We start from the raw sequence: 23,061 nt of genomic DNA on the forward strand, positions 1-23,061 counted from the left end.
TATGTTCTGTCAAGCATTTTTAGTCGGGGGGTTAAATATTTCCAAAACAAGGTATATTCTATTGACAAATAGGATATATATGTAATTAAAAGTAATCTGAGGTGAAAACATGATAAGAAAAGATAGTTGGAATGCTGATGAGGATAAATTACTAGCTACTATTGTATTAAACTATATAACTACTGGAGAAACACAATTAAAAGCATTTTATGATGTAGGCCTAGAGCTTGATCGCACAGCCGCCGCCTGTGGTTTTAGATGGAACTCTTACCTTAGACAAAAATACATTGAAGAGATTATAGAAGCCAAACATAGAAAATTAAGCAATAAACGCTCTTCGATAAAATCTCCTCCATTTACTCTTAATATTGAATACATTGTTGAATACCTTCAAGCACTTAAACAGGATCTAATATTGTCTGAAGCTCAGATACGGCTCATCAAGGTAAAGATACAGGATGTATCATCAGAAATCGATTCTAGGCGCTCTGAGATGTCTCTAGATGCGAGTCAAAATAGAGACGCTCTTGCAGCTCTAATTGCTAAAGCATCAGAACTAGGATTATTTGAACACAACAAAAAACCCGCCATTTAATTGGTGGGTTTTGTTATTTAATCTATGTGAAATCTACATTTTATTTAGTCTTCATCAAAATTGGTTCCAAATAATTGTTTGAAAGTTCCTCCAGCATACCCAAGGCATTTTCTTGAGATGAAAACCCTTGTCCAGCAGAAGGAAATGGTATTAAGAAAATATACAAGGTCTTGTTATCTAATGGTACTTCTGCTTTAAACGCTTTTTGTAACTGTCCCTTGCTGTTTCTCATATCACATGTAAAAGGTATTGTTGAAAAAATATCTTTTCCAAACATTACTTCAAGAGCATCCTTTTTAAAGCCACCCGCTCCACCAATCCCAAGAAGAATTTGTGCTTTCGATTTTATTAAAGCATTTTTTATTATACTTGCTCTAAAATTCATATCTTCTTTGAAGTCACTAAAACTTGAAGTGGTATACTTTTTGGGATTGAATCTGCCTTTAGGTTTATTGAAAACTGCTAAATAGGGATTATCTTGATTTGGCTTGTCTTCAGGTGATGCTGCAACGGCTCCATATTCAATCGGCCAGATTCTCTCTGTTAGCCTAGGGAGTGGCCTCCAGTCAATTAAAGCAGTTTGAATTCCCTCAGCTCTTGGCTTATAAAGTCTTCTACCAATGTACTCTTTGATTGCTTCATATGCCAGTACATTAGTAGCACCTTGAAACCAATTGTTGCTTGAGCTTCGTTCATGGGCTAGACAAAGCCTTGCAATGGCAGCATTAAATACACCAGCAGTAAAATCTTTCGTCCGTTTATTCTCATGAGTTGCAAGAAGTTGATCTGAATCTGGATAAAAAAATCCCTCTCGCCAATTGCTAGCCTCAATACTGTAATTGCTAACATCCCCACCAGCTAAAATTAACTGCGTTCTGGCTTTTACATTCTCTGTTACACTATACCCGCCTGTCCCCTCTTCATTGCCGAAAACTAAAATATCAGCATTAGGAATATCGCCACAGCCTATGTATGAGAGAAGTATTTTATATTCTTCTTTGCTTAGCCTCCAGTTTTCCACAACACAATTCCTCTCCTTCTAAGTTTTAATCAAACTTGCATTTCATTATGTTTTTAGTCTATCTTCTCCAGTTCACCGCATTCAATTGCATCCTCAAGAGCTTCAGCAAAGTCTTTTCCTCCGTATTCGGCATTAGAGAGCATCCCAAAAACATCACTATCATTCGGTTCATAACCCTTTGATCTCAACCACTCCATTATCTTTGCTTCTGCTGCTCTTGCAGAAAGTAAGTGACTATATACAGAATCAGCCAAAACAATTATTTTCTTAGGCACTTTAACGCTCATAATTAGTCAGCTCCTTTTTTCTAAATGAAACATGCCTTTTACTTAATCACAAAATTCAAATCTAAACATAAAAAATTCGTCATGTTCATACCGCTTGTATTTATTGTTTTTAGTTGCAATCACATGCTGATCATTGAGATCATCTACAATCTCAATACCGTACTCCTTAACTTGGAAATCGTATTTCTTCCCCAGTGTAAACTCCTCATCACGTCTATCATGAACATATTTAACTTTCATCGTATTACTCCTCTCGTTACTCCCCAGAATACTTATTCACCGTTATTGGATAATGATATATCTCAATATCCTCATCAATAAACTCTCTGCGTTGAGCTGCTAACAGAGTCTCGTACATGTTCTGTCGTCCTACAGGATTATCAGTATGTATGTAGATCTTATCGGCCCTCAATCCATGCTCACATAAGTACTTCACCAATTCATATCCATTGGGTAGCTCTTTACCATCTACATCCTCACCTAGATCGTGGTCTAATGTAAGAATAGCCACCTCTTTGGTCTCAAGTATATGTATTGCTTCATAGTATGTACGAGCGACCACAAAGCCATCTGGACAGTCTCTGAGGTCGTCTACGTATAGGTTAATCTTATCTGTCATGGTCGCACCACCTTTAATGGGGATTTATTGCTTAGTTTGCTTTCTTAGTTCTAGGAGCTCTTTCAGGTACGGTAGAGCCCATGCAGTTGGAGTATATGAAGTTCCGTATGTAAATTCGCCAATTGATGGCATTGCGTATTCATGTTCTAATAAGTACTCATCTGGAAAATCGTAACGCTCACTATTTCTATCCATTTCCTTGATGAGATCTTCAAGCGTCTCTGGTTGATCACTCATTTATCATTGCTCCTTTATATTTCATTCTGTAAAACACATCTTTCATTGATTCTTGCTGGATATAGAAATGCTAATAATTTGTGTATGCGGCTTCTACAAGAATCGCAACAAGTTGATATAGACGATAATCATTAAACTCACTTTCGTTATCATAAATAGCGGCGATTTTGTCTGATAATTCGTCGATATTTAGTTCCTTATCGCTTGTTATCGTGATGGATTTCTCCAGATTCTCATCTTCTCCTGTATATACTTGATAAAATACTTTATAGATGTATTTGGCACTTTTAGTGTATCTGCTTTTTAACTCATTAGGTAATTCTTTATGCATTATCTTTGAATTATTCTCCTGAGACTTATAGTACACAGCGTACTCCATTCATTTACCTCACTCTCAAGATAGTAATACAGCCATTTTATATAACCTTAATGTATTCCATTATGACTGGGATAAGTTTATCAGACTCTTCAGGCGTGTATTCTTTTGATCGGCAGAGCACAACAAAATCAAATTCAACGGTATTTTGATAATCGTCCATATCAATAGTATTAAATGGTATATTTAGACGATTCTTATCTGATTTAATTTTGTTCTCAGTAAAATTAGAGTAACTTGATATCTCACTAGGATTATATGCAGCTAAATGCAAAAGTCCTGATTCTGGATTAAAATCTCTAAAATAGATGTCACTTAACCCGTCGTTATCATCCCAATCATAATGAGTAACATAAGTTAAATGGTTTATCCACCCACATGCAAGAGCGAAAACAAGATAATTGCTAAAATGTAGTTTCGATTTATCCATCTTACCCACTCTATTCCCGACACTTTCATGCATTAATTCCCCTAGAATGTAAGTATAGCTCATTGTATAAAGATCTGAATGCATATCGGCATGTACAACCTCGAATGGGACAGTCAATCGCTGAGCTTCCACTAATTCTTCCCAGTATAAGAACGCCTCATGATGTTGTTGAACCAATACGCCCTCAATTGGTTTTTCTTTCGACAGTCCGCATCTTTTCTCCAAGAATTGTCTAACTCTCTCTTCCTCAAAAGGAACATTGTTGTTATCTTCTCTATCGTGTGATAAGCCATCATACGCATATAAAAATAAATCAAGATCAATATCCAAGATTCTCATTAGACAGACTCCTCTTAGCTGTTTTTTGGGAATGAAACAGTCATTTGATTAAAACTGACTAAATTTATCTTTCAGGTAAAAGTTTCCGAGTTTGAATTCATACATATCTCTATCGATTTCTCGTATCTTTGATTTGTGGAGCATAATAGTGTATTTTTCGTCTTCTTCAAATTCGTATACTCGTACAAAATCATCATTCTCTTTTGCTACCTCAAAGAAAAACACCTTGTCTCCCATCCCTCTGTTTTCATCTTTAGGGAATACACATGGTAGTTTAATCATAATATCCTCCTCCTAAATTGCTTATAAAATAGTTATTTGATTATCTTCTAACATTAGTTAACCACTTTAAAATTAATTTCAGCCAAATCATGAACATTCACCAATACTGTCTCACTGTCTACAGTAACAAATTCAATGAATTCATTCACTCCAGTTCTAAAGGCTTTATTAATCGCTGCATATACAAAGTCTTTAGCATGCTCTGCCATAATTTCAATAGTTACCTTGTCATCAAGTCCGAAGTCTGTCTGATAATTTCTTTCCGCTCCACTCTTATACAATAAAGAAATCTTGGTTTTCATCTATTTTTCCTCCGTTCTGTTAATGTTTATATTCATAATCCATCTAGAAATGTTGGAGTTGTAAGTACTAAAATAATAAGAATACCAGCAGTTAAGGCAAATGATCCAGCTTTAGAATATTCTCTATTCTTAAGGGCAACAATTGAACTCACCAATGTATAGATTCCCCCCAACAAATACCAATAATAAAACATTCTTATCCCTCCTCTGTTTGTATGAAATAAACCTTTCACAACCATATGTATAACATGTCGCCGCAATCTACAATACTATTATACGGCGACATAATAAAGATAACTAGGTAAGATTCATTATCTCTTCTTCAATTTCTTTGAATCTAGCCGTAGATACCGATGCCTCTTTACCCTCACTGAACACAAGCTTTCTGTTCATTGGATCAATTCTTTTGACTTTCTTTAGGTTTACAGCAACCCCACCATCAGAAACCTTTAATTGTCCTGTATCTGTTAGATACTTAACAAATTCTGTTTCACTAAGTATGCGGTACTCACCATTTTCTGTTGATACTTTTTGTATTGAACCGTTATTGCCTGATCTTACAATATACTGTACTTCATCTACACTTATCATCTTTACTTCCTTAATTTCTATATCCATTACAGGAATATTCATTATGTTTTCACCTCACATAGAGATATAGTTTTTCTCATTTACAATACTAAGTTACTGTTTCGAGTACGCTGTTTCCTTATATATGAATTATATCATCATATTATTACTTTTACAATATATATTTTCATTCTTAAAAGAGGCGATTGTTAGTCACCTCTTTAGTTGCTCACTTATATCTATGTATTTGTGCTGCTTCTTTAAGGGTAATCCATTTTCCGCTCCGATTCATAACCCATAGTGTCCCATCTGCAAAGCGTCTCCCATGCTTAAACATTGTAATAGTGCTCTTTTCCTGTTTCTTGTACAACTACGTTGATGTGTTGTCTTAATTGACTTGTGAGAGCATAAACACGATCCATGAGCACATAAGCCATAGTATCTTTGCAACGTCCCTCTTCTTTAATAGAATCTACAACTTCTCCATTTGCTATCAGGTTATAAGTATTCATTAATAATTTCCTCTTTTCGTATTTTTATTGTTTAAATGATTATAAAAGACTTATTTTACTCAAACATCCTGCATTCAGCTCGTCCAATTTCCCACCCCAACTGACAGCAGTTTGAAGCGGCTCTATCTCTATTTGTAGTATCGTGTGGGATAAAGTGTCCAATCTTTTTACAAGCCTGTCCTTCTCTAATACATGTGTTGTAACAGCCTCTTTCCCAAACAATCACGAAATGATCCTTCAGCTCTGTGTAATCCATATTAACTTTTTCATGATTTAGATAGAAGAAATAGATATTTTCACTTACATCAACATGGACTATGTCGTTGACTTCAACTTTATACTCTTTCTTCATTTGTTCAGCCAGTTCCTTATGCATACCCCTTATTGGGGGCATTACTCTCGAAATTTCCTTAATGCATCTTGCAACCACTTCAGACACTATGTGACCACTCCTTTTAAAATACTTCTTTTATTCCAGTCTTGCACCTTTTGATAGCTTTTCTTTAACGATATTTATTTTATCACTTATAAAAGTATCAAGTGCCTCTATTGCTTGCAAGAATCCCCCATCGTTTAAGAATTCCTCTTCAAACAATGCTACACCCCATCTATCGAATGTCTCTGGGAATTCAGCTCTCATACAGTATTGAAAGTCTGTCCTGTGATGTGGTTCGATAAGTTGGATATGCAACTCATCACCCTCCAGAACAGTCACACCATATCTAGACCAACTTAGAATCAGATTGTATTTTGATGACAATAATTTAATATAGTCCATCGCTTCCCCTTATCTGAAACGGATTTCGTCACAATTGATCTTTTGTGCTTCATTATAATCCTGAACTGTTACCGCATCTAATTTTGAAACCCATGTAACGTAACCACTTGGTTGAATGCATGTATATGAATGAATGTTCTCACTAATCACAGGCAATTTAAATTCACCAAAGTATTTGGGATATGTAACATTTTTATCAATTAAGAAATCAAAGTGATATTTCTCAATCCAATCATACTTACTAATTGATGGAATAAAAACAAACCATTTCTGTTTATCAATAGATTGGGACTGTACGTGCAATACATCATTTTCATTAATAGTGTACTTCTCACCATCAACTTCACAGCTTACAGACATAGTGCAAAGAATACGACAATTATATTCCAATGTAATCAACCCCTCATTAGTCTTTGTGAAAGAATCCTTTTACATACACTTTGCAAATTCCATCACTTCTTTTAGTCTATGAGTGGAGGAAGGGTAATTACTCTGTAATAATCCAATGTTCTCTTTTAGTTCAGAAAGCATGTTTACTTTAAAGGTAATGTTACTGTCACCCATGTACTTGCATCCAATTAAAGCTATAATATTCGATTTTATATCACTTAATATAGAAAAATCTGTGCTGATAAAATTATCAACTTCACACTCATAAAATCTCAAGGTGTGCTCCACTTTCATCCAATTCATATCTTGCTTCATTATAAATTCTCCTTTTTCGTTTTAATGAAATAATCTTTTCATATACTTTAAATTTGATTCTCATAATCTACTATACGATGATAAACATCCTCCATACACTCTTTTTCTGTTGGGTTAAAATTAGGTGAATTAACTATGGTATCAAGTAAACTCTGCCTAACCATCTCTCGCTCTGAGTCAGATAAGACTAGTTCCATTCCACCCTCACTCCTTATAAAATATTCATTTCATTATCTATGCTTATAGTTAGTTGAAAACATATCTTTTCTCAGTTTAGCCATCTTACCATTGCTTCGATTAAGGAATACTACTCCTTCTGCCTCAACATCTGGATTTAGTAGTGACTTGAGACTAAGAATCCATTCTTTCCACATATCATAATCGTCTGTTTGTGGAAAATCCTTATAAACACTTACTCCATCCTTATGAGGTTCAAACGTATACCACATATTTCGATCTAAGCCATATTTATTTCCTTGAATATTCACGCCAATAGCCTCTCCATAATATTCACCATCTTTAAATTTCTTTGATCTCTTAGAAACTCGATTAACAACAGCTTCGTTGATGTATTTATATTGAGGATCGTTAAGTTCAGTCTTCACATAACCCTTATGTTTTTGATTTCTTGCATAGATTTCAAGCTTAACTCCATCAACAATAATTTTCACATTCGTTCCATCTATCTTCTCAAGAACAATTGCCTGTGCTGGATCAAAGCACCATTCCCAACCGCTTGCTACTTCTGTTGTACATAGACCAGTCTCCATATCACGGATAAATGGAGGAAACATTTTTTCGAATTCTAGATACTTAGTCACTAGTTCAATATTTTCACGATTCATAATTTATTTCTCCTCTAGTTAATTTATTTGGGTGAAAGGATCATTTTATTCAGTTCTATCGCCCACATCAACCAATGCTTTATACGCTATCTCTTTTAACTCAGCTATGTACTCAATCAGCTCTTCGTGGCTGACCTCTTCAACAGCTATTCCATGTGTATCAATTGCATTCAGTGCTTTAAGCATTATATGTTCCCTTCCCATCTCCGTCTTGTCCTTCAAGAAATCGTCTTCTTTTAAATGTACTCCGATTTCTCTAATCCATTTCTTTGCTTTCGCGATGGTTTCAAGTTGTGGAAGTTGGTGTTTAAAATTTTCAATCCCCTCAATTGACCACTCTGGTTCTACTACCCAGTCCTTCTCTGATGCATTCCAAATGATAAATCCTTTATATTTATAATCGCCCTGCCACTTTGATTCGGCCATTAAAGATCAACTCCTTATGAAATTATAGTTTCATTTAAACTGCCACAGTGATAGGTGGAGCGATTACTATGATATTCTCATCCTCTTCACAAAGGGATTTGAAAAGTTGCTGCTGTTCTTCTGTAGGAAATCCATATGTATTGTATTCAATTTTATCAAGTATCTTTTCAATTACAAGAACCTTGTACACGACAATCACCTCATCTATTTGATAACCTTATACTATCACATATTTTAATTAATGTATACATATATTTATTCTTAAATGATGAAAAAGAGATGCTTTAATGCATCCCCTGTTATCTCACAACCTAAAACTGATATTTGTCTTTTATACTTAGATAGAAAAATACTCCCGCTGCTACTAAAAACAATACCACAACTCCACCGTTAACAAAGTAATCGTACGCTGTTGTATAAAGCCAGTTGTTTAAGCTGTTATCGATAGGTGTACCCATATAATCTGTTTGCTTTGGACTGTTACTATATGCTATGTACAAGATCCATGACATAATAGGATATACTAAACACAAAACTCCGAAGACTGGATAAAACTTTCTCATATAATCACCCCCATTCACTACATATTGATTACACAGTTTGATTGTAACACAATATACAGTGTTTCTCAAAATAAAGACACAGCCAATGAATAACTGTGTCTAATATACAAACTTGATTACTAATTAGTGTTTTTGCTCATGAATTCAATATAGTGCTTTTTACATCTGTTTCTCATAAACGATCTTGCCCTACAACTTTTGACACTGCAAATACTGTAGCCATACTGCATTAAATCCATTTTAGTCTTGTGTGTTGCTTTTTTGGTTGAGTTTCTAATTATTCTTGCAGTGTCAATCAGATACTCCCTACATGGATAGCACAGTCCCATAGGAGCATTTTCGTTTCTGCAATTCTCACAACCATCTCTCAAACATTTGACAAGAGGTTTACTCATTGCATTCACCATCCAGTATGTTCTAAGTTGTCTGTATACATATATTCTAACACTGGAGATTCATATGGGTAAAATTAATCTTTCATAAAAAGAAGACACAGCTCAATGTGAACCGTGCCTATATCCTACTATTTAATTCTCTCAACTTGTACTTTGTCCGTCATTCCATCAACTTTCATATAGTACCTAGATCCGTCCCTGTAGATAATAACATCAGGTCTGTACGAATATCTGTAGGAATATTTATAATCAACCTGTTTCCAGATCTGTCCATTGGCAAGTTCATATAAATTCCCCTCTTCGTAACCTTCGAAATCATCGTCTATTTTAGTTTCTATAGTGTCCGATGTAACTGGAACAGTAGGAACAAGAGGCGTATTGTTGCTTGATGTGAAGGGAGTAGCGTTTAGAGCAGTATATGGGACTTTCACATCTATGAACCCCTCCGAAAATGGGGCAACCTCGTAGGGACTAAATCGAACAACAATACCACCATCATAGAAGAAAAATGTGGAATCGGGGCCAATTGGATAGTTGTCTATACTTTCATCATATATTTCTATACCTGCACGCTTTTGTATACTTAAACCTGCACTTATCGAAACAACTAAGTTACTTATTTGGGCTGTACTTTTTGCTACATCCCCCAAAGTAATAACATTGCCATTACTTAAATTGAAGTTGTATGTAAATGTTGAATATATTTCATGAACGCCGCCCATAAAGGCGCTATCAGTATAGACTATAGATAGTCTCTCATTTTTATTGAATTTAGTACTTGGAGATGTTTTATAAAAATTTTGTTTTGATTGTTTTTTTAATTCTGTGTCTAATTGAACTGCCGTTAATGCGTGAGTTTTTAGTATTTTATTGATCTTATCTGTTGCTTTTTTGTTACCACCCGTAAGTTGGATATACTTTTGTCCTTTATAGTTTAGTACTTTTGTTTTAACACTGGCAGTAGAAGCTGCGTCGACGTAGTGGGATGGAAAAAACATGATAATAGACAAAATAATGATAAAGCATCGTTTAAGATTAAATTTCATTCTTTCACCTCTACAAATCCACATCGGTTGTGGGCATGACTCATTAAGTAGGTCTAAAGAATTATATGCTGATTTCCCAAATTTAACAATATGAATTTATATGTCAGTATAAAATCAGACTTTTATATGATTTTAGCGACCAACTCAGTAATCAAAATTGGTCGCTATATATAATTAATGCTGTTCTAATTTAGGAATTACTTTTTCTGAAACAAACTTCTCCACCATATTGAAGTCTTCTGTGTACGTTTTAAATGGTAACGAACTTAATACAGACTTTCTGTATGGCTTATTGCTACCCTCGCTTAAACGTGAATCCAAAATGCTAATGATGCCTGTATCAGTCTCAGTCCTAATTAGGCGACCTGTCCCTTGGCGCAATTTAATTAGCATTTCTGGAAGAAATATTTCATTCATTGGATCTTTAGAATTATTGATCTTATGTTCAGTAATAGGGTCACTTGGAACTGGAAATGGAAGTCTCACTATAATTACCTGAGATAAATCTGATCCAGAGATATTAATCCCTTCCCAAAAGATCCCTGTTCCAAAAAGCACACCATTACTTTCTTTAAATTCAGTGATTGCAGAATCTTGAGAAGATCCCTCTTTTTGCACAATAATCCGCCAGTTAACTTTAATCTTTGATAAGTTTTCGATTACAAGCTTTAGATCTTCCTTTGCAGAGAATAAGACCAGTGTTCTGCCGTTAGTCAAATTGCAAAGTTTTACAATTTTATCAGTAGCGGCCTTTAGAAAAACCTCTTTATTGTCCTCATTTTTCACTCTGTACATAGGCATGTCATTGGTAACGTACATTAGAGCATTTTCTTCATACTTATAAGGCGAGAATTGTTGTTCTCCCAGTACTCCCTTGAATCCTAATGCCTTTGTAATGTAATCATATCTTTCTTCAAGAGATGAGCCAGATTGACAAATCGTAGCCGAAGTAAGGATAACTGAGTTTCGGCCTGAGAATAATCTATCTGTCAGTACATCTTTTATATTTTTTGGGCAATAACTAAGTTCAACAGTATTTTTGTTCGCTTTTTGAGACCAAATGAGATAATCAGACTTAACATTTCCTAAGATGGAAAAAAGCGTATGGAAATCTCTCAATTCTTGCAATGAGTCATCAATCTGTCTCTCTTTTTTACCTGTATCAATCAGAGACATTGATGTGATAAGTTCTTTAGTATGTTCAATAAGTGCCTGGAAATCAACTGAGTTGATAGTTGATATTGAATACCTCTCAGACTCTGATGATACATAACTATCAATCTGATCCTTAACTGTTTTAAATATATTTTCAAGCTCATAAACAAGCATGTCTATACTCCGTAAGTGGGTGTAAACACCTCTTGAATCGAGTAATCTTGATATATTTCTTATAGATTTTTTTGAATCTGAAAGATTAAATTTTAATGTTAAAGCACTTCTAACCTTCTCTTCGAAATTGTGAGCTTCATCAATTATTGTTAATACGTTGCTGTCAGTCATAAAACCTTTTCCGGTTTCATATTTTCGAATCAAATCTCTAATTAGTAAATCTTGGTTCACTACAATAAAATCAACTACCCTAGCATCAGTTTTTATTAAAGTCCTCATTTTATAGAACTCACAGGTATTCCTGTAAGTGCATTTTTCGTAAGTGCAATTATTTACAGAGACTCTATTCCAGTCCTTATCTGACACACCAAAAGATATGTCACTCCGTTGCTTAATTTTTCCGGATGAAATTTGTGTCACTAAGCTTTCAAAAAAATGTTCTCCTTCTTTAATTAAACCCATTTCGATTATTCTCTCAGTGCGCTCTTGACATGAATAATTGGCCATTCCCTTACCGATTACAGCTCTAACCTCATCAAAACCTAATCGATGTGCAATTGTGTATACATCGTCATAAATTTGTTCGGACAGTTGTATTGAAGAAGTTGCTATAATAATAGGCTTTCTAAGTCTCTCATTAATTAATAATGAAGGTATCAAATATGCAAATGATTTACCAATTCCTACCCCTGCTTCTATTATTAGATTGCTATCGTCAGTAAAAGCCTCTACAATATCTAATGACATATTTTCTTGACCTTCCCTGGGATGCATTCCATACGCTTCGACGTTTTCGTATATTTCAAAAACTTTGTCTATTAGCTTTGGTTCTAATTTTTTCTTAGAAAGCTGCCGATCAAATAACCATGAAATATGTATCTCCCCCTATTAAATGCATTCAACAACTATTATATCACGTAAACTAATAGAGGAACATGTGTGCGATACCAATCATATCCTGTAAAATAACTGTTTCATTCTAAAACCTTCCCATATATCTCTTCCATAGATACATAGATCACTTCTCCACTAGGAAGACTTACATTATAGCCTTCTCTTTTTGGTTTTCTCTTAATCAATTCATTTTGAAAGCTGAAAACATTATTTTTGTTATGGTTCTTGATGTATTTTCTAGTGTATATACGTACAAGGAAATAGCTAAAAGGGTCGTTTATTTTCATACCAACATCCTCAAATTTAATTATCCCTGCATGATATGTACATTTCATTTCTCTATTCCACAGGCTACCTCTGAAAACATTATCGCCCTTCCACTCATAATTGTGGAACCATTTTATAAAAGTTGAATAACTGGCCCAACCAGACTTAATTGAACCATCCAACGTCATTGATAAATGAATCATCCAATCGATAGTTATAAGTAACAAGGCAAGAATCAAAATAGCTAAAACTATCATTAAGGTAGTTATCTCTCAACTCCTCCTTTCTATTTAAAATCCTGCTCTCATTGGAATGCCTTGACAAGCTTATGATGAATTTCATCTTTAGAATCGAATGCACTAATCAATACATCGCGCTCATTTCGTCCGTAAGCTGCAACAATTACTCTATCCAGATCCATTACATGAATACATTTTGCACCAACATAATATGTAGTATCACCAATGACTACCTCAAAATCAAACGATTCTCCATTGTTCATATTAAAAATAACATTCGCTACATCTTTCAGGTTTTTCACTCTTATTCCTCCTTTTGAAATACTGTTTTGATCAACTCTCATTGCCGAACGTATCTTGATACCAATCTTCAAAGCCAAACGGTTCTTCTCCTTTATGGTAGCCCCATTCAACATAATTGTCGTAAATCTCCACAATCTCGTCTTCTGTAAGTTCTTCTCTTCTCTTGTTTATCTGCATCGTGTATCCCTCCATTTCTATGTAAAATCGTTGTTTCACTTAGTCTTATGTATCGTTACAGCACATTGTTTCTTTTGCTGGTACATCGTTTCTTACTTCCTGATCTAATCATAGCATCATAACACTATAATTACAATACATATTTTTATTCTTATTGTGTTTAATTTCATTTAACAATGAAAATCCTTGATAAAAGTATCATACTGAACTAGAATAATCCTATTGCATGAACTAGTACTTTAGGAGGAGCAGTACACTATGTTTACTGATGCTTTATGAGTAAGAGTACTTTGTTTTGGGTAATTGGAAATTGTCTTGCACTACTAGGATACATATTATACATAACTACGTCTAAGATTGAATACGTGTATGTAGTTCTAATTTTAGCTACAATATTGCTTATAGTTTCCGTGTATTTAGTTATTAAAAAGAAATAAAAAAGGAGCTGCTTAATCGCAGACTCCTTTTTTTATGTACTTATATTATATGAACTATATACCTATTTTTACTCTTAAATTAAACTAAACAAAGTTATTAACTGCTCTACAAAGTTGACTGGTACTACTTTAAAAGAAACAGATAGAGTTAAAACTAACACAGTAATACATACCAAATTGATTGTTGCGAGTCTCTTGTTTTCCATGCATATCAACCTCCTTCACCACATGATATCTATGATAAAACCATAAACTATATTGAAACGATATACAGAATATGGTAGTATAGATTCAGTGGTGAAGTTTTGCCACAATATTATTGTCTTTGTAAGGCCCGCCCTCTGTTCACTGCGAATGATCAGAGGGTACTATATAATGTTAATATATTTATTCTTAAAAGTCAATATCTTTTTCATGTAAGCTTCACACTGGACTATAAAACATCCAGTGTTTTTTATTTTGTTATGTAAGTGTAACATTTCATAGTATCTTGACTACCTTAATTCATCATTTCTAATTATCGTCTCACCCTCATTAACCAATGAGGCAGTTAGTTCAGTATACGGACTGTCATATTGTTTATGAATCACTACAGTTCTATATCCACCGATCTTAACTATATCGCCAGTAGAAATGAATTCTTTATGGAAGTAGAAATCTTGGTTGTTTTCTTTGATTGTCAAATGATAGTTCGTTCTATTCATCTGATTGCTCCTTCTTGATCAAATTAAAATTTCATTTGGTCTTAATTTCTACCTATTTTCAAATCACCAAAACGTTCCATTTTCTTTAGATAGGCATTCTTTCTTTTCTTCTCAGTATAATATTGAATTGCTTCTGCTAATTCATTCATTTGGTCTAAAGTAAAGTCTCTAACGTTAACTTCAATACTTCGCTTAAATTCATCGTCTAAATAGTATGTTAAAGTTGGACTTACACGCAATGTTTCGTAATTTTCATCAAAGTGATTTTGGATTTCAGCTTTGTCTTCACTGGTCAACGGGAACTCAGCCCATCTTCCTTTGCCGTTGGTGATGAATGTTCTTACTTTTTTAATAGTCATTTATAAGTCATCTCCCATTCAAGTGTTTTTGGTCTTACATTTCTTTTATTATCTCATGAACCTAAAGTTCAATGGAATACCCAACCTGTCTTCAATTGTAGCAATCCTATTCTTAATGTTCATTCTTTCTTCCCAGTTTAAGTTGTCATTCATTAAATAGTCTTCCTTCAAACTTTTCAGTAAATCTCTTGCACTCAATCCTAACACCTCTTTATGTATTATCATCTCTATCTGAATCTAATTATACAACAATAAAAATACATATACAAGTATTATTTTATCGTTATTGATGGTAAAAGTCTTGTTTTAACTAAATAAAAAAGAGCCTGTTGGGCTCTTGCATTCATTTTTTGTAGATTATTTCTCTTATTTTGTTCTTCATATGTTCTTCTGTCATCATAAATCTGGTTATTGAATACGGTGCTGTTCTATTTCTTTCAAATGTTTCTTTTTCAAGCCTAATAGATTGAAATAGGTTTTCCAACGATACTGTTCCTCCATAATCCCTATCTGCTGGATTTGCTCCACTTGTAGTTATATTTCTCCAGTGTAGGTTTGATAACCATACCAAAATTAGGTTACCTACCAATACGACATCGTTAGATATTTCTGGGAAACGCTTCACTTCCAAACCTTCCGACTTAGCCATTTCTTCAACTTTTAAATATGTACTCTCAATTTTGTTAATTTCAATCCCTCCTATGGATAGATGTCCCTTTAACATGGTTTTGACAGTATTAATTTACCACACTTTCTGTTCTCAATCTAACCCTTATAATCTTATAGTATATCTCTAAGAAAGACTGGTTTTACATACATCTGTTCAAAACTTTTGTTTCCTTAATATAACTTTCTTATCACCACTCAAAGATACATACATTTGTCTTCCGCTATTATTGCTTCCGTCAAGAACTAGGGGAATAAGTGATACTCCAAAGGCCACAATAGTTGAATAGTTTGATAATAGATTTAAATCAAGCTCTTCATCAAGCTTGCGTGTAAATAGTAGATAAAGAAGCTTTGCAATTACTGCAAGCATTAATAGAATAGCAAATACAACTACGCTTTTATGCATTTTTGAGGTCACCTTTTTCAATAAGGTAAAAAGGAGAACCATGAGTGAAACAATAAAAGAAAGAATTGTTATTACTGCTGAGAAGAACGGGGAGACTGTAATCCCAGCGAAAATCACCACGATCCCATAAATAATAAAAGATGAAGAAACTAACATTAAAAATCTTAGATAAATGCGCCTCAAATAGAATCTTCCTTTGCTTTGATATGTATTTATTTTAGTATACATTATATTTCCAATTAGTGCTTATATCGCTTTAATTGAAATAAGCATTTCATATAGACTCTACCATTGTCTCAACTACTCCAAATCAACTATTTATGCATACTGCTGAATGAAAGTATCACAAAATGCGAGTGTTATAATTTGAATCCTGTATATTCATGCATTGTTAAACTTTAATCCATTTCTGATCCACTTCATCCCATACGTAACCAATCTCATGAGCCTGTTTCCAAATAACTTCAGTTTCGTTTGCGACTTCGAAACCCTCTTGCTCAAGTACGGTCAACATTTGATTGTCGTTCATCCAGACCACTCCTTCAATTAATATCAAACTTTTGATAACATATTTGCGTCAATAGACATAGTCTTTAAACTTGTCTTCGCAATAGGCTACACCGTCTTTCAGTGCCTCAATTGGATCGTCATGGCTTAGTGTATAAACATAGTCCTCTTGCTCCTTACTGAAGACATAAACAGTGAACGTGTGGAGTGGCGAGTGTCCAGATTCAACATCTTTTTGGTGTCCATTTTCAATCTGATTAATAATATCGTAACTAATTTCTAATCCTCGGTTAGCCCAATAAATAATCTTCTTGGCTAAGTCATGGCCTTCTTCAACTGCCACACAAACAACTCCTTTTTCTATATTGATATCATTTTAATTCAAAAGCTAAATTTACTATCTGAACATAATTTATACTTTTTAATCTCTCAACAAATTCATTATATGACGATGATTAAGAATTGATTTTATAAATCTCTATTTCAATTTGATTGCTATTTTCCGATCTTGATAACACGAGTGCAGACAGGTTGTTCGTTTTGTTTACTTCTGTTACAAAGTCTATAATATCTGTAGAGCTATTGGTTGATTTCAATGTAATGACCAATTCATCTTTCATAAACTATTTCACTCCCTCAATATGATCATATGGCGAATACATATTCCATCGACTCTTGAAGTCAACTTTATTGCTAATGTTGTCAACAACTCTATACTTTCTGTTTGCGTTTGGCTCCCATTTTGAAACTCCATTCGTTAAGTACTCTAATCCTGTTGGAGAAGTGATCAATGCACCCTCCCAATACTCTGTTTGAATCCAGTTTTCGAATGTGTATTTCATACTGATCACTCCTATGTATTATTTTATAAATGGATTGTATTTCACGAATTTCCCACAGTAGACAGATTCACCAGTGTGCAATGATGCTGTCTCTTTAATTTGACCGCTGCCCTCCCATCCTTCAGCCTCCATTTGGGCAACATGTTCATCTCGCTCTTCTCTGGATTCGTAGTGATAAGTTACGTGGATGTACTCTAGTACCTTTTTCATGAATTCACTCTCCTTATTTATATATAAATTTTGTATTATTTTATTATTATATTAATTCAACAAAGCGATTGTTTCACCAGTCTGTATATAATATGCACGTTGCAAGAAAGTTAATGTGTAATCAATTTTGCCACCCATTGCATCCTTTACTTCTTCTTTACGCCATGCAAAATATGATTCTGGATCATTTACTATTACCTTTCCATTTTTAACTTCCTCGATGCACTCCAGCGCAATGTTGGCGAATAATTTTCTTGTGATCTTAATCGTCTCTTCTGTTAGTTCAACACCATTAAATCGCAAGATTCATTCCTCCTTTGTCTATGTAAAACAAGAATTTTATCTGGATTCCAATACTTCTTTTTTGCTCATCCCCATACTGATTAACTTACTATTACAGGATACATATTCTTTTTCCAATCCAACAAATTTATCTAAATCTTCCTTGCTTTCATTGGCCATTTTAAAAAAGGCTTCTGATGTTTGCTTTTTGATATCTCTTGAATGTTTTCCAAATCCGTACTTTATAAGCAAATGACGCTGTTTCGCTTTTATTTCTTCCTTTTCATTGTGTATCAGCATCATAATTTTTGAATCGATCATGTTATCAACTCCTTATTGTCTTTATAAAATCACTCTTTTACATTAAATTGTCCAACTTGATCTATTAATTGATGTATCCATTTATTCAATTACTTTATTTACTGTGATGCGGTGGTGAGATCGTTTGAGATTGACACCTCCAGCTCGAACAATTGATAAATGGAATGTCCCATTCGTACCCTGAACCGTACCTGACAGCGAGTGATTTGTGTATCCATATAAAGAATGTGTTAGATCTGACGAAATGATGTCGCCTGCTGCGGAAAGTTTTTCTAACACTCGTTTAATGATAATGCGACGATCATGCTTCGCAGCGTACTGTACCTCTGTAAACCGTATGACATCTACAAGCGGATCGACTTCAAGTGCAACCCCCTTCGTGTCTTGGCTGTCTTTTTTCTCTTCCTCGACTCCTAGACGTTCCTGCAACTGACACAGAAAGCCTTCCCAATATTCGATGAGGTCGTTAACCTTCGAAAGCTCCTCACTAGTGTCTGTATTGGTAGACTCTGATGAAAGATCTTCGATGAGATTAGTACGCTTATTGTACAAACAGTCTAAAAACTCCGTATTCACTTCAATAGCACTAGTAATTGTCATGTTATCCAATTTGCTTACCTCCTCTGTTATAAGAATTATAAATCTATATGATATGAGTATTTTAAATGGTTCCAGTACAATGTTTCCTATGTATTCCCTGTTCCTTATATTTATATAATACGCTCACTATACTATATTGTCAATACATATCTTTACTCTTAATAACAGAAAAGAGACTCCTTTAAGGAATCTCATGAATAACATCTATTTAATTTTAACATCCCAGATCTCTACTTCTTCGTCCTCATCAAATGGTTCAACATAAGTTACCACAACCTGTTTGCCATTATACTGTTTACGTAGCACCTGACTAAATGCTTTATCTTCTTTAGGTGTAGAGATATCAGTAACTTGTAACACCCAGAAGTGTCCATCTTTATCCTTAGTGGTATGAGCAACATAATAACCGCTGCCCTTCATGTAATATACCTTTTCAATCTTCATTATGGCCTGTTTAGGAGCTGCCTCATTGGCATTAGCAAAAGCTGCACTAGTCACCATCAAACTTAATACAAGTACCATCAGCACCATTGTAATCTTCTTCATTTTATCACACATCCAATTCTTTTTTATTATTTTTATTGTTTAATTAAAGATTCAACAAGCTCAAGGTGTTGGCTGAAAGATAACCCTGCTGATGAACGTTTGGGTTGGTTTTGTGAGTTTACTCTTTGCTGAGATTGCTTAAACGCTGTGTATGGATTAGTTTTATGTACTGGACTTATGTAATAGATTCGCACCATGTGATCTCCTCCTTTTATTATCAATTTATCTATGTGAAAGGCCACTTTCATGGACTCTTTATTAATTTTATTTGCAGCTCTCATGAGTTTCGTCTCCATTTAGTATCCACTCTCTCACAATTGATCGAAGCTCATCCACACTAATATCATCCGGTAAATCCATGACATCAACAATATCGTTTTCCAAAATAGCCATTTCTAATTCTTCTTTATTCATGTTATCAACCATTTTAATTACCACCTTTAATTATTTTTATTCTTTATATTAACGAAGGATCAATGCGCCTACGATTGTTTTACTTTTCAGTGCTTGCTTACGTGCCCATTGTGACTTCAGTACTGCAAGTTTAGATTGACTCATTTGTTTTCAGCTCCTTGTTTCGTTTTCCTTTACCTTATATATTCATTATATATGACAAATCATTATATTGCAATACATATTTTTATTCTTAATGACAAATAGACCAACTTTTTTAGAGTTAGTCAAAGGAAAGAATAATATAAATGACAGACACAACGTAAGTTGTGGATGAAGGTGAGCGACAGCCATGGAGTGAAACGGAATGGATCTCGCCACCTATTATTATCTCAAACAATTATGTATATATTGTACTATTTTAAATATATTTTTTTAATACTTTTCTTTTAAGACTTAGGTCCATTTTCCCCAGTGTTTATGCGGGTTTTTTGAAGAGTTTATTGCTTTTGAAGCAATAGATTATAATTCATCATTCAGCCATGACACTAATAATCTTCTCATTCTTTCTGATGGTAGGTATATATCAATTCGTTGATTATTTCTGATTGCACTTCTCCAGATCCATTGGATTAGTTCTGATAAGGCAAACATTTCTTGGTCTACTTTTATATTCATACTTTTGAAATATCCTTCTAAAATTGGACTAAGGAATCTATTCACAGTATAAACTAAGACATTTTTGTTTTGATATTTATTTGTGCTTCGTTCATTTACTGAAACGTATCCCTTAGTATAACCTTTCCCACTAATCTTTGGTTTGAAGTCTTTGTATGTAGTCCACATATTTTTATCAGATTTTGAATTCATTATATTACTGAAATAGTTTAAAGTGTTGTTCTTAAGTTGTTTGTGTAAATGCTTCTTGTTCAAGTACCATGACTTAGATAGTGAATAATTACCCTCACCTATTTTATTTAAGATCCCATCATATATATTTATTTTGTTTCTGATAATTTCTTTAGTTTTTGTTTCTGATAGATGACACTTATTTGTAAATTGATATCTATTCTCTATTCTTTCAACAGACCAGTACTCATAACTAACACCATGAATGTCAAAGTAATATTTCTGTAATTGTGATCTGAACAAATAGGTTAGGATATATGTTTCTTTAAACAGACCAAAAATGTTAGGAGGAAAGTTCCATAACAGTATTACCCCATTATGAATGACTAAATTATTGTTTAGAGCATATCTTCTCACTAACTGAAATTTACCATTATAAGTACCCTGCTTATCTTCTTTGGCAGTGTCCCATTGAATTAAACCACTGTCCGTTACTTTCATCCATTCTTTTAATAGCATCTTAGTATCATCTGGTGACACGCTTAACTCTTGGATAACTTCCAATGCTTCATCCAGTACTAATGTGTAACCCTCATTATAGATCAACTCTCTAGTCTCATCCGTAGCCAACTTAAATAAAGCATGAGTAGTTACAATATCTTTTCCTTCAGTTAAAAGTTTATGTAAAGAATCAAGTTTGAAATATACTTCCCCTTCACTTGTGTAAACTTTTGGCTCATAGAATTTTCTCGCTACACAAGACTGCTTAATACGAACAACCTCATCTAAGTATGGAGTAATATAAATATATTTATTTTCATCCACATTGTTCATTAGGTTTATAGCTGCGCTTGTCTTACCTGCGCCCATCATTGAATCAACAACTTTAATTGTAATGCTTTTTCATCCTTTCAATTTTAAATGTATTAGTCTCTTATATGTAAAACCCTATTTCTAGAGTGGAATCGTAAATTGTTTTATTATTTAAATATTATATTTATACTTAAAAGAGAAATAAAAAATCATTTCCCTTTAGTGATATTAAATAGTTTAACAGTATATTCTTCCAAGAATACTCTAATCTGTTCTTGTGCTTCTTTCTCATCTGTAATAGATCCATGTTTATAAGCTTCCATTACACCAATTAAATCATCAATAGTATAGTCCACTGCATTAATATATGCTTCTTGTTTATCTGGTGTTATTGTACTACTGATCAATGACTCTTTGTATTGTTTATCATTGTTGTAAGCCTCATTAAAGCTGCTCATATATGTTACCTCCTCATTTATTGTGTTGGCTACTCCGTTGCCATATGTAATCATATTGTATTATACCCCAATCGTATGTAATTTAAATAGGTGAATCAGTAGCCACAGTTAGAACACCGTGACTACCTTGATATATGTATTGCTTATGATAAGGCTAACTATTGCATGACGCTTGTTGTAACCTTGTACCTTATACTTGTATCGCTTCCTCTCTTCATCCCATTCACTTGTAATACTCTTAGGATGCCGTAGTATGAATAGTAATCGTTCATAGGTGAAATTCCTATCAGGCTGATTAAGTCTTATTTCAGCATGTGATGATAGTGCTATATTGCCTTGTGATGCTAGTTGAGGTATAAGTGTAAGCAATGTATCATTGGATAGTGGTTCTGGTATCATGTATTCACCCCCTGTATCAACTTCTTAATAATATTATACCATTTTAAATTAAAATTGTACATGTTTTTATTCTTAAATTGATACTAAGATTGGTAAGTGGTATTGGATATAGGGAAGATGAATAGGTAAATGGAATATTGGAAATGAAAAGTAGGATTAGAGATTGAAAAGATGAAAATTGAAATGAGAATAGTATAGAGTGAGATAGTGCAATGGTATAGTGTATGTGATAGTAATAGTATAGGTGAGATGGATAAGATAGTGGTGAGTATACTGAGTGAGTTGGTAAGGAGACATATTAGGATGATGAGAATGTGAGTAGATGATGATAAATATAATGAACAACAATTAGATAGTGTACAATTTAATTTGATATAAGTCATGATTTATGCAAAGTCTGTTACCCAGCGATTATATTATACCCCCATAGGGTATATGGTGTGTGTAATGAATTTTTCAGAAATTTTGAGCTTTTTGAATATTTTTTTTAGAAATAACTTGACAATTCAGCAGCTTATTGGATCGTTTAAACGAATGTGCTTGTATGCTCTAGATGCCACACAATATATCTTGTGTAGTATCTAGCAAGGGTATGGGGGGCTATTTTAAATCCAGAAAAGAGGACGAATTGGAAAATAGTGGCCTAGCACTTCCGCTTCCACACCATGATTTATATTTCATCCCCTCCCATATATTTTCCATATTATTGTAATCTATTTGTAACTTTAT

The 23,061-nt window shown here is 33.8% G+C and carries 38 protein-coding genes; 1 reads left to right on the top strand and 37 read right to left on the bottom strand.

Translation table 11 applies throughout. From position 1 onward, the window contains the following. Window positions 1-109: 109 nt before the first annotated feature. The gene (locus tag CS562_RS14340) at window positions 110-595 is read left to right on the top strand and encodes an RsfA family transcriptional regulator (RefSeq protein WP_099856579.1); all 486 of its coding nucleotides are present in this window, start codon (window positions 110-112) and stop codon (window positions 593-595) included. A gap of 40 nt (window positions 596-635) precedes the next feature. Here the strand turns inward: CS562_RS14340 and CS562_RS14345 are convergent, their stop codons facing one another. The 37 genes from CS562_RS14345 to CS562_RS14520 form a co-directional block, all read right to left on the bottom strand. Then, window positions 636-1,616, bottom strand: coding sequence for a hypothetical protein (locus tag CS562_RS14345; RefSeq protein WP_099856582.1), 981 nt, complete (start codon window positions 1,614-1,616; stop codon window positions 636-638). Between the two features lie 53 nt (window positions 1,617-1,669). Next, window positions 1,670-1,903 (bottom strand): hypothetical protein, encoded by a 234-nt coding sequence (locus tag CS562_RS14350; RefSeq protein ID WP_099856587.1) that lies wholly within the window; start codon window positions 1,901-1,903, stop codon window positions 1,670-1,672. Between the two features lie 42 nt (window positions 1,904-1,945). After that, on the bottom strand, window positions 1,946-2,143 hold the full coding sequence (locus CS562_RS14355; RefSeq protein WP_099856589.1) for a hypothetical protein: 198 nt from the start codon (window positions 2,141-2,143) through the stop codon (window positions 1,946-1,948). Window positions 2,144-2,159: 16 nt separating this feature from the next. Next, window positions 2,160-2,522 carry a cyclic-phosphate processing receiver domain-containing protein gene (locus tag CS562_RS14360; RefSeq protein WP_099856591.1) on the bottom strand — a complete coding sequence of 121 codons (363 nt, stop codon included), beginning with the start codon at window positions 2,520-2,522 and terminating at the stop codon, window positions 2,160-2,162. 24 nt (window positions 2,523-2,546) lie between these two features. After that, window positions 2,547-2,759 (bottom strand): hypothetical protein, encoded by a 213-nt coding sequence (locus CS562_RS14365; protein WP_099856593.1) that lies wholly within the window; start codon window positions 2,757-2,759, stop codon window positions 2,547-2,549. A 70-nt stretch (window positions 2,760-2,829) separates the two neighbouring features. Further along, window positions 2,830-3,090, bottom strand: coding sequence for a hypothetical protein (locus tag CS562_RS14370; protein WP_125477283.1), 261 nt, complete (start codon window positions 3,088-3,090; stop codon window positions 2,830-2,832). Between the two features lie 85 nt (window positions 3,091-3,175). After that, complete coding sequence (locus tag CS562_RS14375; RefSeq protein WP_099856597.1) at window positions 3,176-3,904, bottom strand: UPF0489 family protein; 729 nt, start codon at window positions 3,902-3,904, stop codon at window positions 3,176-3,178. A 48-nt stretch (window positions 3,905-3,952) separates the two neighbouring features. Beyond that, window positions 3,953-4,186 carry a hypothetical protein gene (locus CS562_RS14380; RefSeq protein ID WP_099856599.1) on the bottom strand — a complete coding sequence of 78 codons (234 nt, stop codon included), beginning with the start codon at window positions 4,184-4,186 and terminating at the stop codon, window positions 3,953-3,955. A gap of 53 nt (window positions 4,187-4,239) precedes the next feature. Further along, window positions 4,240-4,488 (bottom strand): hypothetical protein, encoded by a 249-nt coding sequence (locus CS562_RS14385; protein WP_099856601.1) that lies wholly within the window; start codon window positions 4,486-4,488, stop codon window positions 4,240-4,242. 32 nt (window positions 4,489-4,520) lie between these two features. Next, on the bottom strand, window positions 4,521-4,682 hold the full coding sequence (locus tag CS562_RS32940; RefSeq protein ID WP_180287133.1) for a hypothetical protein: 162 nt from the start codon (window positions 4,680-4,682) through the stop codon (window positions 4,521-4,523). A gap of 103 nt (window positions 4,683-4,785) precedes the next feature. Continuing rightward, complete coding sequence (locus CS562_RS14390) at window positions 4,786-5,121, bottom strand: LytTR family transcriptional regulator DNA-binding domain-containing protein (protein ID WP_099856603.1); 336 nt, start codon at window positions 5,119-5,121, stop codon at window positions 4,786-4,788. A gap of 266 nt (window positions 5,122-5,387) precedes the next feature. Next, window positions 5,388-5,570, bottom strand: a complete 183-nt coding sequence (locus tag CS562_RS14395) for a hypothetical protein (RefSeq protein ID WP_099856605.1) — start codon at window positions 5,568-5,570, stop codon at window positions 5,388-5,390. Between the two features lie 55 nt (window positions 5,571-5,625). Next, window positions 5,626-6,009 carry a hypothetical protein gene (locus CS562_RS14400; protein ID WP_099856607.1) on the bottom strand — a complete coding sequence of 128 codons (384 nt, stop codon included), beginning with the start codon at window positions 6,007-6,009 and terminating at the stop codon, window positions 5,626-5,628. Window positions 6,010-6,039: 30 nt separating this feature from the next. Beyond that, complete coding sequence (locus CS562_RS14405) at window positions 6,040-6,348, bottom strand: hypothetical protein (protein ID WP_099856609.1); 309 nt, start codon at window positions 6,346-6,348, stop codon at window positions 6,040-6,042. 9 nt (window positions 6,349-6,357) lie between these two features. Beyond that, window positions 6,358-6,738 carry a hypothetical protein gene (locus tag CS562_RS14410; protein WP_099856611.1) on the bottom strand — a complete coding sequence of 127 codons (381 nt, stop codon included), beginning with the start codon at window positions 6,736-6,738 and terminating at the stop codon, window positions 6,358-6,360. 39 nt (window positions 6,739-6,777) lie between these two features. Next, window positions 6,778-7,053: a hypothetical protein gene (locus tag CS562_RS14415; protein WP_099856613.1), complete on the bottom strand. Its 276-nt coding sequence runs from the start codon at window positions 7,051-7,053 to the stop codon at window positions 6,778-6,780. Window positions 7,054-7,283: 230 nt separating this feature from the next. Continuing rightward, a complete protein-coding gene (locus CS562_RS14420) occupies window positions 7,284-7,898 on the bottom strand; it encodes an RNA ligase family protein (RefSeq protein ID WP_099856615.1) in 615 nt (204 codons plus the stop codon). Between the two features lie 45 nt (window positions 7,899-7,943). Further along, the gene (locus tag CS562_RS14425) at window positions 7,944-8,324 is read right to left on the bottom strand and encodes a hypothetical protein (protein ID WP_099856617.1); all 381 of its coding nucleotides are present in this window, start codon (window positions 8,322-8,324) and stop codon (window positions 7,944-7,946) included. Between the two features lie 1,086 nt (window positions 8,325-9,410). Continuing rightward, complete coding sequence (locus tag CS562_RS14435) at window positions 9,411-10,328, bottom strand: DUF3298 and DUF4163 domain-containing protein (RefSeq protein ID WP_180287134.1); 918 nt, start codon at window positions 10,326-10,328, stop codon at window positions 9,411-9,413. A gap of 174 nt (window positions 10,329-10,502) precedes the next feature. Next, window positions 10,503-12,404, bottom strand: a complete 1,902-nt coding sequence (locus tag CS562_RS14440; RefSeq protein WP_180287135.1) for an ATP-dependent DNA helicase — start codon at window positions 12,402-12,404, stop codon at window positions 10,503-10,505. A 227-nt stretch (window positions 12,405-12,631) separates the two neighbouring features. Continuing rightward, window positions 12,632-13,075 carry a hypothetical protein gene (locus CS562_RS14445; protein WP_099856624.1) on the bottom strand — a complete coding sequence of 148 codons (444 nt, stop codon included), beginning with the start codon at window positions 13,073-13,075 and terminating at the stop codon, window positions 12,632-12,634. A gap of 47 nt (window positions 13,076-13,122) precedes the next feature. Beyond that, window positions 13,123-13,359 carry a hypothetical protein gene (locus tag CS562_RS14450; protein ID WP_099856626.1) on the bottom strand — a complete coding sequence of 79 codons (237 nt, stop codon included), beginning with the start codon at window positions 13,357-13,359 and terminating at the stop codon, window positions 13,123-13,125. A 31-nt stretch (window positions 13,360-13,390) separates the two neighbouring features. Then, a complete protein-coding gene (locus CS562_RS32945; protein WP_180287136.1) occupies window positions 13,391-13,537 on the bottom strand; it encodes a hypothetical protein in 147 nt (48 codons plus the stop codon). A gap of 1,182 nt (window positions 13,538-14,719) precedes the next feature. After that, on the bottom strand, window positions 14,720-15,037 hold the full coding sequence (locus CS562_RS14460) for a hypothetical protein (protein WP_099856630.1): 318 nt from the start codon (window positions 15,035-15,037) through the stop codon (window positions 14,720-14,722). A 343-nt stretch (window positions 15,038-15,380) separates the two neighbouring features. After that, window positions 15,381-15,686 (bottom strand): hypothetical protein, encoded by a 306-nt coding sequence (locus CS562_RS14465; protein ID WP_218966736.1) that lies wholly within the window; start codon window positions 15,684-15,686, stop codon window positions 15,381-15,383. A 174-nt stretch (window positions 15,687-15,860) separates the two neighbouring features. Further along, window positions 15,861-16,295, bottom strand: coding sequence for a hypothetical protein (locus tag CS562_RS14470; protein WP_099856635.1), 435 nt, complete (start codon window positions 16,293-16,295; stop codon window positions 15,861-15,863). A gap of 208 nt (window positions 16,296-16,503) precedes the next feature. Continuing rightward, entirely contained in the window at window positions 16,504-16,641 is a 138-nt protein-coding gene (locus CS562_RS32950) for a hypothetical protein (protein ID WP_180287137.1), read from the bottom strand. Window positions 16,642-16,689: 48 nt separating this feature from the next. Continuing rightward, entirely contained in the window at window positions 16,690-16,962 is a 273-nt protein-coding gene (locus tag CS562_RS14475; RefSeq protein ID WP_099856638.1) for a hypothetical protein, read from the bottom strand. 517 nt (window positions 16,963-17,479) lie between these two features. Beyond that, entirely contained in the window at window positions 17,480-17,671 is a 192-nt protein-coding gene (locus CS562_RS14485; protein ID WP_099856643.1) for a hypothetical protein, read from the bottom strand. 51 nt (window positions 17,672-17,722) lie between these two features. Then, window positions 17,723-17,974: a hypothetical protein gene (locus tag CS562_RS14490; RefSeq protein WP_099856646.1), complete on the bottom strand. Its 252-nt coding sequence runs from the start codon at window positions 17,972-17,974 to the stop codon at window positions 17,723-17,725. A 36-nt stretch (window positions 17,975-18,010) separates the two neighbouring features. Further along, window positions 18,011-18,274, bottom strand: coding sequence for a hypothetical protein (locus CS562_RS14495; RefSeq protein ID WP_099856649.1), 264 nt, complete (start codon window positions 18,272-18,274; stop codon window positions 18,011-18,013). Window positions 18,275-18,355: 81 nt separating this feature from the next. Next, window positions 18,356-18,883 (bottom strand): hypothetical protein, encoded by a 528-nt coding sequence (locus CS562_RS14500; protein ID WP_099856651.1) that lies wholly within the window; start codon window positions 18,881-18,883, stop codon window positions 18,356-18,358. A gap of 195 nt (window positions 18,884-19,078) precedes the next feature. Continuing rightward, complete coding sequence (locus tag CS562_RS14505; protein WP_099856653.1) at window positions 19,079-19,420, bottom strand: hypothetical protein; 342 nt, start codon at window positions 19,418-19,420, stop codon at window positions 19,079-19,081. A 32-nt stretch (window positions 19,421-19,452) separates the two neighbouring features. Further along, entirely contained in the window at window positions 19,453-19,701 is a 249-nt protein-coding gene (locus CS562_RS14510) for a hypothetical protein (RefSeq protein WP_099856656.1), read from the bottom strand. Next, window positions 19,685-19,846 (bottom strand): hypothetical protein, encoded by a 162-nt coding sequence (locus CS562_RS32955; RefSeq protein ID WP_180287138.1) that lies wholly within the window; start codon window positions 19,844-19,846, stop codon window positions 19,685-19,687. The genes CS562_RS14510 and CS562_RS32955 overlap by 17 nt, the downstream gene beginning before the upstream one ends. Window positions 19,847-20,335: 489 nt before the next feature. Further along, window positions 20,336-21,532, bottom strand: coding sequence for a hypothetical protein (locus CS562_RS14515; protein WP_099856752.1), 1,197 nt, complete (start codon window positions 21,530-21,532; stop codon window positions 20,336-20,338). 152 nt (window positions 21,533-21,684) lie between these two features. Next, the gene (locus CS562_RS14520) at window positions 21,685-21,933 is read right to left on the bottom strand and encodes a hypothetical protein (protein WP_099856658.1); all 249 of its coding nucleotides are present in this window, start codon (window positions 21,931-21,933) and stop codon (window positions 21,685-21,687) included. Between the last annotated feature and the right edge of the window lie 1,128 nt (window positions 21,934-23,061).

The sequence above is a fragment of the Paenibacillus sp. LK1 genome, assembly GCF_002750415.1.
Lineage (GTDB): Bacteria > Bacillota > Bacilli > Paenibacillales > Paenibacillaceae > Paenibacillus > Paenibacillus taichungensis.

Coding starts and splice junctions, on each gene's coding strand:
- CS562_RS14340 (WP_099856579.1), top strand. CDS start 110: ATGATAAGAAAAGATAGTTGGAATGCTGATGAGGATAAATTACTAGCT.
- CS562_RS14350 (WP_099856587.1), bottom strand. CDS start 1,903: ATGAGCGTTAAAGTGCCTAAGAAAATAATTGTTTTGGCTGATTCTGTA.
- CS562_RS14355 (WP_099856589.1), bottom strand. CDS start 2,143: ATGAAAGTTAAATATGTTCATGATAGACGTGATGAGGAGTTTACACTG.
- CS562_RS14360 (WP_099856591.1), bottom strand. CDS start 2,522: ATGACAGATAAGATTAACCTATACGTAGACGACCTCAGAGACTGTCCA.
- CS562_RS14365 (WP_099856593.1), bottom strand. CDS start 2,759: ATGAGTGATCAACCAGAGACGCTTGAAGATCTCATCAAGGAAATGGAT.
- CS562_RS14370 (WP_125477283.1), bottom strand. CDS start 3,090: ATGCATAAAGAATTACCTAATGAGTTAAAAAGCAGATACACTAAAAGT.
- CS562_RS14375 (WP_099856597.1), bottom strand. CDS start 3,904: ATGAGAATCTTGGATATTGATCTTGATTTATTTTTATATGCGTATGAT.
- CS562_RS14380 (WP_099856599.1), bottom strand. CDS start 4,186: ATGATTAAACTACCATGTGTATTCCCTAAAGATGAAAACAGAGGGATG.
- CS562_RS14385 (WP_099856601.1), bottom strand. CDS start 4,488: ATGAAAACCAAGATTTCTTTATTGTATAAGAGTGGAGCGGAAAGAAAT.
- CS562_RS32940 (WP_180287133.1), bottom strand. CDS start 4,682: ATGTTTTATTATTGGTATTTGTTGGGGGGAATCTATACATTGGTGAGT.
- CS562_RS14390 (WP_099856603.1), bottom strand. CDS start 5,121: ATGAATATTCCTGTAATGGATATAGAAATTAAGGAAGTAAAGATGATA.
- CS562_RS14395 (WP_099856605.1), bottom strand. CDS start 5,570: ATGAATACTTATAACCTGATAGCAAATGGAGAAGTTGTAGATTCTATT.
- CS562_RS14405 (WP_099856609.1), bottom strand. CDS start 6,348: ATGGACTATATTAAATTATTGTCATCAAAATACAATCTGATTCTAAGT.
- CS562_RS14415 (WP_099856613.1), bottom strand. CDS start 7,053: ATGAAGCAAGATATGAATTGGATGAAAGTGGAGCACACCTTGAGATTT.
- CS562_RS14420 (WP_099856615.1), bottom strand. CDS start 7,898: ATGAATCGTGAAAATATTGAACTAGTGACTAAGTATCTAGAATTCGAA.
- CS562_RS14425 (WP_099856617.1), bottom strand. CDS start 8,324: ATGGCCGAATCAAAGTGGCAGGGCGATTATAAATATAAAGGATTTATC.
- CS562_RS14435 (WP_180287134.1), bottom strand. CDS start 10,328: ATGAAATTTAATCTTAAACGATGCTTTATCATTATTTTGTCTATTATC.
- CS562_RS14440 (WP_180287135.1), bottom strand. CDS start 12,404: ATGTCATTAGATATTGTAGAGGCTTTTACTGACGATAGCAATCTAATA.
- CS562_RS14445 (WP_099856624.1), bottom strand. CDS start 13,075: ATGATAGTTTTAGCTATTTTGATTCTTGCCTTGTTACTTATAACTATC.
- CS562_RS32945 (WP_180287136.1), bottom strand. CDS start 13,537: ATGCAGATAAACAAGAGAAGAGAAGAACTTACAGAAGACGAGATTGTG.
- CS562_RS14460 (WP_099856630.1), bottom strand. CDS start 15,037: ATGACTATTAAAAAAGTAAGAACATTCATCACCAACGGCAAAGGAAGA.
- CS562_RS14465 (WP_218966736.1), bottom strand. CDS start 15,686: ATGGCTAAGTCGGAAGGTTTGGAAGTGAAGCGTTTCCCAGAAATATCT.
- CS562_RS32950 (WP_180287137.1), bottom strand. CDS start 16,641: ATGAACGACAATCAAATGTTGACCGTACTTGAGCAAGAGGGTTTCGAA.
- CS562_RS14485 (WP_099856643.1), bottom strand. CDS start 17,671: ATGAAAAAGGTACTAGAGTACATCCACGTAACTTATCACTACGAATCC.
- CS562_RS14495 (WP_099856649.1), bottom strand. CDS start 18,274: ATGATCGATTCAAAAATTATGATGCTGATACACAATGAAAAGGAAGAA.
- CS562_RS14505 (WP_099856653.1), bottom strand. CDS start 19,420: ATGAAGAAGATTACAATGGTGCTGATGGTACTTGTATTAAGTTTGATG.
- CS562_RS14510 (WP_099856656.1), bottom strand. CDS start 19,701: ATGAGAGCTGCAAATAAAATTAATAAAGAGTCCATGAAAGTGGCCTTT.
- CS562_RS32955 (WP_180287138.1), bottom strand. CDS start 19,846: ATGGTTGATAACATGAATAAAGAAGAATTAGAAATGGCTATTTTGGAA.
- CS562_RS14515 (WP_099856752.1), bottom strand. CDS start 21,532: ATGGGCGCAGGTAAGACAAGCGCAGCTATAAACCTAATGAACAATGTG.
- CS562_RS14520 (WP_099856658.1), bottom strand. CDS start 21,933: ATGAGCAGCTTTAATGAGGCTTACAACAATGATAAACAATACAAAGAG.